The following is an 8,905-nucleotide window of genomic DNA, read 5'->3' on the forward strand; positions in this document are numbered from 1 at the left end:
GGTAGTCGCCAACCTTGGTTGGCGTTTTCCGGTTCCGCCGCGCCCTGGTAGTCGCCAACCTTGGTTGGCGGTTTCCGGTTACGGCATCCAGCCCAGCAACTGCTGCAATCGCTGGTGTGGGTCGTCCATCTGCAGCAGCTGCAGGCGCTGCTGCTCGCTCAGCGGCAGCAGTTCGGCCAACCGCCAGCCGACCCAGCTGGCCTGGTCCAGCAGTGCCGGGCTGGCGGGCGCATAGGCGTCGCCCGCCTGTTCGATGATGTGACCCAGCACCGTGGCCAGCAGCGCATGCTGCGGCCGTAGCTCATCGTCCGGGTCTTCATCACACCAACGCACGTCGGCCACCACCAGGCCGTTGTCGCGTACGCGGGTGCGCTCGACATGGAAGCGGCGGGTGCCACGCAGGCGCAACTGCAGAACGCCGTCGGCGCCGACATCGAAGTCTTCGATGCGTACCTGCACGCCATAGGCGGCCGGCGTTGCCGGTGCGCCGACTTCCTCGCCATCGAGGATCAGACAGACACCAAACCCCTCACCACTGCGGCCGCTGTCGCGGACCAGGTCCAGATAGCGGCGCTCGAATACACGCAGGCCCACCGCCGCACCCGGCACCAGCGTGGTGTGCAGCGGAAACAGCGGCAGCGAACCGTCGACGCTCATCGGGCCTGCAGCGCGGCCAGGAAACGGCGCGGCGCGCCGTCGAAGCCACCATTGGACATGAACACCACGTGGTCACCACTGCGCGCGCTGGCCTGCAATTGCGCCAGCAACGCGTCGGTATCGGGCACCGCGTGCGCTTCGCCACGCACCGCGGCGATCACCGCAGCGGCATCCCAGGCCAGTTCCGGGCGATGCAGGAACACCACTTCATCGGCCAGCGCCAGCGACGGAGCCAGCGCCTGCGCGTGTGCGCCCAGTCGCATCGAATTGCTGCGCGGCTCCATCGCGACCACGATGCGCGCATCACCCACCTTGGCACGCAGGCCTTCCAATGTGGTGGCGATCGCGGTCGGGTGATGGGCGAAGTCGTCGTAAATGGTGATGCCGTCATGCTGGCCGATCACTTCCATGCGGCGCTTGACGCTGCGGAAGCGCGCCAGCGCCGGAATCACCTCGGCCGGCGCCACGCCCACTGCATGCGCGGCGGCCAGCGCGGCCAGGCCGTTGAGCACGTTGTGACGGCCCAGAAGCGACCACTGCACATCGCCCATTGCCTGCCCGCGGTGATGCACGCGGAAGGCGCTGCCATCGGCGGCCAGCAGCTCGGCATGCCATTCCAGCGACGGATCGAATCCGAAGCGTTCGACCGGCGTCCAGCAGCCCATCGCCAGCACTTCGGCCAGATGCTGATCCTCGCCGTTGACGATCAGTCGGCCACGCGCCGGCACCGTGCGCACCAGATGGTGGAACTGGCGCTGGATCGCGGCCACGTCGGGGAAGATATCGGCGTGGTCGTATTCAAGGTTGTTGAGGATGGCCACCAGCGGCCGGTAGTGCACGAACTTGCTGCGCTTGTCGAAGAAGGCGGTGTCGTACTCGTCGGCCTCGACCACGAACTCGCGGCCCTGGCCCAGGCGGGCGGAGACGCCGAAATCCTCGGCTACGCCGCCGATCAGGAAACCGGGTGAACGACTGGCGCTTTCCAGCAGCCAGGTGAGGATGGTGGTGGTGGTGGTCTTGCCGTGGGTACCGGCCACGGCCAGGGTGTCGCGGCCCGGCAGCACCTGTTCGGACAGCCACTGGGCGCCGGAGATGTAGCGCTGGCCGGCGTCGAGCACGGCCTCCACGGCCGGGTTGCCGCGCGAGAGCGCGTTGCCGATCACCACCTCGTCGGTGCCGGCCGGCACGCTGTCGGCGCGGTAACCCTGATCCAGGGTGATGCCCAGCTGTTCGAGCTGGGTCGACATCGGCGGATAGATGGCCTGGTCGCTGCCGCTGACCGTATGGCCCAGTTCCCGCGCCAGGGCGGCCACGCCGCCCATGAAGGTGCCGGCGATTGCAAGGATATGTACGCTGCTCATGACCGAGGATTGTGACCGATGACGGCTGTATAGGGCCAATGTCCGATCCGGGGTAAGACAAGTCCTACACAGGATGTGAGAAAACTCCAATCATCTGTCAGGGAAATCCCGATAGCGATGTTCTGTGAACCCGGACACAATTCGAACTGCCAGCCGCAGTACCCGAACCGGTCCTACTCCCCAAGAGGCCATCCCCAAGGGAGCTCATGCTGCGGGGCCCTGAGCAAGCCCTCTGCTGGCGCCTATCAAACGACACAGGCCTGGTCCTCGCGGACCAGGCCTGTGCTTTTTGCACCCGAAGGACCGGCAGTGCACCGGCCCTGCAGGATCACCCCTTGATCGCCGCCAGGATGCGGGCTTCGATCTCGTCCAGCTCACCGACGCCGTCGACGCGGGCCAGGGTGCCACGACCGGCGTAGAAGTCGACCACCGGGGCGGTCTGGTCGTTGTAGACCTGCAGGCGCTGGCGCACCGCTTCCGGCGTGTCATCGGCGCGGCCCTGTTCCTTGGCACGACCGGCGATGCGCTCGACCAGCAGCTCGGTGGCCACGTCCAGCTGCACCACGGCATCCAGCGGCTGGCCGATCTTGGCCAGCAGGCCGTCCATCGCATTGGCCTGGGCCACATTGCGCGGGTAGCCATCGAGGATGAAGCCCTTGGCGACATCGGCCTGGGTCAGGCGCGACTCCAGCATGCCCAGCAGGATGTCGTCCGACACCAGGTTGCCGGCATCCATCACCGTCTTGGCCTGCTTGCCCAGCTCCGTGCCCGCGGCGATTTCCGCGCGCAGCATGTCACCGGTCGAAATGTGGGCGATCCCCAGCTTTTCCTTCAGGCGCGTCGCCTGTGTCCCCTTGCCCGAACCGGGCGGTCCCAACAGAACCAATCGCATTGACCTGACTCCAACGTGTTGAAAACAAAGAAGGTTCGCGTCCCGGACGGACCGGTATCGCTGCACCGCAATAGCGCCACTTTACCGCATCCGGGTAATGTCCCTGCAATGTCCCCTCCCCCGAGCAGGTAGAAGCATGCGCAACGGTACTCTCCTCTACGCCCAGTCCGGCGGTGTCACCGCGGTCATCAACGCCACGGCGGCGGCGGTGATCGAGCAGGCCCGGGCCAAGGGCATCAAGGTTCTGGCCGCCCGCAACGGCATCCTCGGCGCCCTGCGCGAGGAGCTGATCGACACCAGCAAAGAGAGTGCCGCCGCGATCCGCGCGCTGGCCCATACCCCGGGCGGCGCCTTCGGCTCGTGCCGGGTCAAGCTGAAATCGCTGGATGCCGACCGCGCCCGCTACGACCGCCTGCTGGAAGTGCTGCGCGCACACGACGTGCGCTGGTTCCTCTACAACGGCGGCAACGACTCGGCCGACACCGCGCTGAAGGTCTCGCAGCTGGCCAAGGCCTCCGGCTACGACCTGACCTGCATCGGCGTGCCCAAGACCATCGACAACGATCTGGCGGTGACCGACACCTGTCCCGGCTTCGGCTCGGCGGCCAAGTACACCGCGGTCTCGGTGCGCGAGGCGGCGCTGGACGTGGCGGCAATGGCCGAGACCTCCACCCGTGTCTTCATCTACGAGGCCATGGGCCGCCACGCCGGCTGGCTGGCTGCGGCCGCCGGTCTGGCCGGCAACGGTGATGACGAAGCGCCGCACATCATCCTGCTGCCCGAACGCGCCTATGACGAAGCGGCGTTCCTGGCCAAGGTCAAGGCGGTGGTCGAGCGCGTCGGCTACTGCGTGGTGGTGGCGTCGGAAGGCATCGCCACCGCCGATGGCCGCTTCGTCGCCGACGCCGGTGGCGGCAAGGACTCGTTCGGTCACTCGCAGCTGGGCGGCGTGGCCGCGCACCTGGCCGGCCGGGTCAAGGACCAACTGGGCCTGAAGGTGCATTGGGCGCTGCCCGACTACCTGCAGCGCTCGGCCCGCCACCTGGCCAGCAAGACCGACTGGGAGCAGGCGCAGGCGGTCGGCAAGGCCGCCGTGCAGCTGGCGCTGAAGGGCCAGAACGGTGTGATGCCGGTGATCGTGCGCAGCAGCGATGCGCCCTATCGCTGGAAGATCGAAGCGGCGCCGCTGTCGAAGATCGCCAATCATGAAAAGAAGATGCCCGCCGGCTTCATCCGCCGCGACGGCTTCGGCATCACCGCCAAGGCACGCGCCTACCTGTCGCCGCTGATCAAGGGCGAAGCCCCGCTGCCCTATGGCACCGACGGCCTGCCGAAGTACGTGACGCTGAAGAACGTGGCCGTGAAGCAGAAGCTGCCGGCCTTCGAGGGCTGAGCCGAAAAAGGGGACGGAGGGGATTAAGTCGTATACGCCCCTTTGTGTTGAGCCCTGTGCGGAGCGCAGGGCACATTGCGGCGGCCGCCGAAGCACCCCACAATCGGGCTCCGGCCCGGGGCAAAGGGGCCGCCGCAAGCCAGATTCGACGCTGCCCGGCCTTCAAGGCCCGGGCCTGTGCTGCCATTTCACAAGGACTGTAACCATGAAGCACCCGATCCTGATCGCCGCGCTGCTGTGCGGTGCCGCCGCGCCGGCCTTCGCTGCGACCTGCGAAAGCAACTTCCAGAAGAAGGGCAATCCCTTCGTCGGCACGACCTTCACCTCATCGGTCACCCATCCAGACCTGACCGTGGCCAGTGCCATCGGCCAGATGCGGGTGATCGCCAAGAACGCCAACATGGACGTCCTCAGCGAGGACGTGGAAGGCGGCTCGATGCTGATCGAAGAGCCGGAATCCATGGCCCACAAGCCGATTCCGATGATCATCAGTGCCACCTCCGAAGGCGGCCAGGGCACCGTCGGCATGGTGGTGAAGGTCAACAAGGGTGCCATTGCCTCGGCCGATGGCGTGCGCGAAGAAATGTGCAAGCTGCTCAACCAGATCAAGCCGGGCAAGGCTGGCGAACAGGCAGCCAAGGCCACTCCGCAGGCGTCGGTGGTAACGATTGCCGCCGACCGCTTCGGCTTCCAGCTGCGCAACCAGAACAAGGACAACCCGGCCGCGGTCGAGCCGCGCTACAAGGGCAAGACCTACGCCATCACCGGTCGCATCACCTCCGTGCTGCGCAGTGGCGGCACCTACAACACCAGCTTTGACCTGCCCAGCGATGGCAGCATCGACTTTGAGCGCGTGGCCATTTCCTGCTCGTTTGCAGCCAACCAGGCCGCGTATGCGCTGGCCCTGCGCCCGCGCGAGAAGGTGACGCTGACTGGTGTGGTCGACAGCTACGACCAGATTGGTCGTGTGTTGTGGTTGAAGGACTGCCGCGGCAACTGATCGCTGCCAGCATGGGAAAAGGCCCGGGTGCGCAGGCGCCCGGGCCTTTTCGTTTCCACAGCGGTTCACACCTGGCGCACGTGCATCGCAGGATGATGGATACCCCGTCCGGAGGTCATCATGGCACTGCGTGTTGTTCGACTGGGTACGCCGCGCCACCCCGGCGAAGGGCTGCGTATCGGTACCGTGCGGCGACCACCGCGCGGCGTACCACGCAGCGAATTCGCGACACAGGACTGGTACGACGTCTGGTTCCCGCCCCTGTCACCCAGCGCGGAACTGGTAAAGCGGGCGCACGAAGCGAAAACTGCGGCCGACTGGAATGCGTTCTTCCGCCACTACAAGGCCGAGATGAAGGCGCCGGACGCGGCCCACGCGCTGGACCTGCTGGCCGCGATGTCACAGCACAGCGACATCAGCGTGGGGTGCTACTGCGAGGATGAAGCGCATTGCCATCGCAGGGCCCTGCGAGAGCTGCTGGTGGCGCGCGGGGCGACGCTGGCGGAGTGATTGCAGGGGAGCCGGCCAGCGGCCGGCACTACCAGGTTGCCCGCCGGGCATGGCCCGGCACTACCGATGCGCAGCGAAGTAGATCCACGCCATGCGTGGATGCGCAGCGCCGGGCACGTCAGTAGATCCACGCCATGCGTTGATGCGCGCTGCTGGACGGCCTCAATTGCAGGCCTTGCCTTCCATCTGCAGCTGCGCGGCGAACATCGTCACCTGCGGAATCTGGCCGGCAGCGGCCTGCTTCTTGGCCTCTTCCAGATAGATGCGCGACTGGCCCTGCCCGTCCAGCTCGACCTTGTTGCTCGACGGCAGGCGCCACACGCGCACCACGGCCTGCTGTGCCGGGCAGGCGGCGCTGGGCACGCGGATCACATCATTGAGCTTCCAGCCCTTGTCGGCGCTTGGCTGCGCCTTGGCATAGTCGACGAAACGCGCGCGCGGCTGGCACTGCTCGCTGGTCCGCACCGGCGCGAAGCGATACGGCTCGGCCGCCTGACCGGTGAAGGCACCTTCCAGGCGCGCGCAGGCCTCGGGAATCTGCCGCAGGGTATGCACCGCGCCCACGGCCTGGGGGGCACCCACGGCGCGCTGCAGCTCCGGGGTTTCCGCGGCGAGTGCCGGTACGGCCGGGACCAGGGCGGCAAGCATCAACAGGGACAGGCGCATGGGGAATCTCCTACGGGACTGAGCGCAGGCTTGCAGAGGCTGGCTTAACGGGGTGCAAAGGCCTGTGGCTTTCGAATCATGCCCATGGACTGGCGGCATGCGGCGGGGCTCGTAAAAACCAGTCGAGCACGGCTCGACTCTACAGTGCGCGGCACGCATACTGCGGGCACCAGGGAATGCTGAACACCGCCATACGTCGGACGACCACCAAGGTCGGTACGGGTTGGTTCCAGGCTGCAGCCCGTCGTCCCCCTCGTGGTGCCGTTCATCGCCACTGGATGCCTACATCCATTCTGCGGAGGGGTCTAATGCTGGAACGTCACGGGCTGTCATTGGCGCTGGGCTGCGCCATTCTCGCGATCCTGTTCGGAATCGTCTCGGCGCGCTGGATCCTGCGCCAACCCACCGGCAATGAACGCATGGTCGCGATCGCCACCGCGATCCAGGAAGGTGCGCGTGCCTACCTCAACCGCCAGTACCTGACCATCGGCGTGGCCGGTGTGGTGCTGTTCGTGCTGGTCGGTGTGTTCCTCAGCTGGTACACCGCGATTGGCTTCGCAGTCGGCGCGGTGCTGTCCGGTGCGGCCGGCTACATCGGTATGAACGTGTCGGTACGCGCCAACGTACGCACTGCCGAAGCTGCACGCCACGGCATCAGCGCCGCAATGGACGTCGCCTTCCGCGGCGGCGCCATCACCGGCATGCTGGTGGTCGGCCTCGGCCTGCTGGGCGTGGCCGGCTACTACGCGCTGCTGCTGCGCATGGGCCTGCCGATGGAACAGGCGCTGCATGCCCTGGTCGGCCTGGCCTTCGGTTCCTCGCTGATCTCGATCTTCGCGCGTCTGGGCGGCGGCATCTTCACCAAGGGTGCCGACGTCGGTGCCGACCTGGTGGGCAAGGTCGAAGCCGGCATTCCCGAAGACGATCCGCGCAACCCGGCGGTGATCGCCGACAACGTGGGTGACAACGTGGGCGACTGCGCCGGCATGGCCGCCGACCTGTTCGAGACCTATGCGGTCACCGTCATCGCCACCATGCTGCTGGGCAGCCTGATGCTGGCCGAGGCCGGCGCCAATGCAGTGCTGTATCCGCTGGTGCTGGGCGGCGTATCGATCATCGCTTCGATCATCGGCGCACTGTTCGTCAAGGTGAAGCCAGGCGGCTCGATCATGGGCGCGCTGTACAAGGGCGTGATCGTCTCCGGCGTTCTGGCCGCCATCGCCTTCTACCCGATCACCACCGGGCTGATGAGTGACAACGTGCATGGGCCGATGGCGCTGTATGGCTGCGCATTGATCGGGCTGGTGCTGACCGGCCTGATCGTGTGGATCACCGAGTACTACACCGGCACCCAGTACAAGCCGGTGCAGCACGTGGCACAGGCCTCGACCACTGGGCATGGCACCAACATCATCGCCGGCCTTGGCATTTCGATGAAGTCCACCGCGCTACCGGTGGTCGCGGTGTGTGCGGCAATCTGGGGCGCGTTCGCGCTTGGGGGCCTGTACGGCATCGCCATCGCCGCCACCGCGATGCTGTCGATGGCCGGCATGATCGTCGCCCTCGATGCCTATGGACCGATCACCGACAACGCCGGTGGCATCGCCGAGATGGCCGAGCTGCCCTCGGAGATCCGCGACATCACCGATCCGCTGGATGCGGTGGGCAACACCACCAAGGCAGTGACCAAGGGTTATGCGATCGGCTCTGCGGCACTGGCGGCACTGGTGCTGTTCGCCGACTACACCCATAACCTGCAGGCAGCACATCCGGGGCAGGAATTCCGCTTCGACCTCAGCGACCACACGGTGATCATCGGCCTGCTGATCGGCGGCCTGATTCCCTACCTGTTCGGTGCGATTGCGATGGAAGCGGTCGGCCGCGCCGCCGGTGCGGTGGTGGAAGAAGTGCGCCGCCAGTTCCGCGAGATCCCCGGCATCATGCAGGGCACCGGCAAGCCGCAGTACGACAAGGCGGTGGACATGCTGACCCGCTCGGCGATCCGCGAAATGATCGTGCCCTCGCTGCTGCCGGTGGCGGTGCCGGTGGTGGTCGGCCTGCTGCTGGGGCCGCGCGCACTGGGCGGCCTGCTGATCGGCACGATCGTGACCGGCCTGTTCGTGGCCATTTCGATGACCACCGGCGGCGGCGCCTGGGACAACGCCAAGAAGTACATCGAAGACGGCCACTTCGGCGGCAAGGGCAGCGAGGCGCACAAGGCGGCAGTGACCGGCGATACCGTCGGCGATCCCTACAAGGACACCGCCGGTCCGGCGATCAATCCGCTGATCAAGATCATCAACATCGTGGCGCTGCTGCTGGTGCCGCTGCTGTAGATCCACATCATGCGCAAACCCGTAGAGTCGAGGGTGGGGGTCAGGGTGTGGGCCCCACCCCCGCACGAGGAGAGCAACCACGCAGCGACG

General features: G+C 66.6%; 8 protein-coding genes. 4 read left to right on the forward strand and 4 right to left on the reverse strand.

The annotated features are described in order from the left end of the window. Positions 1-78 precede the first annotated feature (78 nt). The 3 genes from V3B25_RS18735 to V3B25_RS18745 all read right to left on the reverse strand — a co-directional run bounded on the left by V3B25_RS18735 (position 79) and on the right by V3B25_RS18745 (position 2,910). A complete protein-coding gene (locus tag V3B25_RS18735) occupies positions 79-657 on the reverse strand; it encodes an LON peptidase substrate-binding domain-containing protein (RefSeq protein WP_049421709.1) in 579 nt (192 codons plus the stop codon). Next, positions 654-2,018, reverse strand: a complete 1,365-nt coding sequence (gene mpl / locus V3B25_RS18740; RefSeq protein WP_201117253.1) for a UDP-N-acetylmuramate:L-alanyl-gamma-D-glutamyl-meso-diaminopimelate ligase — start codon at positions 2,016-2,018, stop codon at positions 654-656. The genes V3B25_RS18735 and mpl overlap by 4 nt, the downstream gene beginning before the upstream one ends. A 328-nt stretch (positions 2,019-2,346) precedes the next feature. Next, the gene (locus V3B25_RS18745; RefSeq protein ID WP_032128385.1) at positions 2,347-2,910 is read right to left on the reverse strand and encodes an adenylate kinase; all 564 of its coding nucleotides are present in this window, start codon (positions 2,908-2,910) and stop codon (positions 2,347-2,349) included. A gap of 136 nt (positions 2,911-3,046) precedes the next feature. Here V3B25_RS18745 and V3B25_RS18750 point away from each other — a divergent pair, with 136 nt between their 5' ends. The 3 genes from V3B25_RS18750 to V3B25_RS18760 all read left to right on the forward strand — a co-directional run bounded on the left by V3B25_RS18750 (position 3,047) and on the right by V3B25_RS18760 (position 5,813). After that, complete coding sequence (locus V3B25_RS18750; RefSeq protein WP_049421714.1) at positions 3,047-4,303, forward strand: 6-phosphofructokinase; 1,257 nt, start codon at positions 3,047-3,049, stop codon at positions 4,301-4,303. Between the two features lie 205 nt (positions 4,304-4,508). After that, complete coding sequence (locus V3B25_RS18755; RefSeq protein ID WP_049400701.1) at positions 4,509-5,303, forward strand: hypothetical protein; 795 nt, start codon at positions 4,509-4,511, stop codon at positions 5,301-5,303. A 120-nt stretch (positions 5,304-5,423) separates the two neighbouring features. Next, complete coding sequence (locus V3B25_RS18760) at positions 5,424-5,813, forward strand: DUF488 family protein (protein ID WP_049421719.1); 390 nt, start codon at positions 5,424-5,426, stop codon at positions 5,811-5,813. Between the two features lie 162 nt (positions 5,814-5,975). Here the strand turns inward: V3B25_RS18760 and V3B25_RS18765 are convergent, their stop codons facing one another. Continuing rightward, a complete protein-coding gene (locus tag V3B25_RS18765) occupies positions 5,976-6,479 on the reverse strand; it encodes a hypothetical protein (protein WP_010484000.1) in 504 nt (167 codons plus the stop codon). A 308-nt stretch (positions 6,480-6,787) separates the two neighbouring features. Here V3B25_RS18765 and V3B25_RS18770 point away from each other — a divergent pair, with 308 nt between their 5' ends. Then, entirely contained in the window at positions 6,788-8,815 is a 2,028-nt protein-coding gene (locus tag V3B25_RS18770; protein ID WP_049421721.1) for a sodium-translocating pyrophosphatase, read from the forward strand. Positions 8,816-8,905: the final 90 nt, after the last annotated feature.

It is taken from the genome of Stenotrophomonas sp. SMYL8 (assembly GCF_036320065.1).
GTDB lineage: Bacteria > Pseudomonadota > Gammaproteobacteria > Xanthomonadales > Xanthomonadaceae > Stenotrophomonas > Stenotrophomonas maltophilia_A.

Bases quoted from the DNA above. Each gene is read 5' to 3' on its own strand.
- V3B25_RS18765 (WP_010484000.1), bottom strand. From the start codon at position 6,479: ATGCGCCTGTCCCTGTTGATGCTTGCCGCCCTGGTCCCGGCCGTACCG.
- V3B25_RS18760 (WP_049421719.1), top strand. From the start codon at position 5,424: ATGGCACTGCGTGTTGTTCGACTGGGTACGCCGCGCCACCCCGGCGAA.
- mpl (WP_201117253.1), bottom strand. From the start codon at position 2,018: ATGAGCAGCGTACATATCCTTGCAATCGCCGGCACCTTCATGGGCGGC.
- V3B25_RS18750 (WP_049421714.1), top strand. From the start codon at position 3,047: ATGCGCAACGGTACTCTCCTCTACGCCCAGTCCGGCGGTGTCACCGCG.
- V3B25_RS18755 (WP_049400701.1), top strand. From the start codon at position 4,509: ATGAAGCACCCGATCCTGATCGCCGCGCTGCTGTGCGGTGCCGCCGCG.
- V3B25_RS18745 (WP_032128385.1), bottom strand. From the start codon at position 2,910: ATGCGATTGGTTCTGTTGGGACCGCCCGGTTCGGGCAAGGGGACACAG.
- V3B25_RS18735 (WP_049421709.1), bottom strand. From the start codon at position 657: ATGAGCGTCGACGGTTCGCTGCCGCTGTTTCCGCTGCACACCACGCTG.
- V3B25_RS18770 (WP_049421721.1), top strand. From the start codon at position 6,788: ATGCTGGAACGTCACGGGCTGTCATTGGCGCTGGGCTGCGCCATTCTC.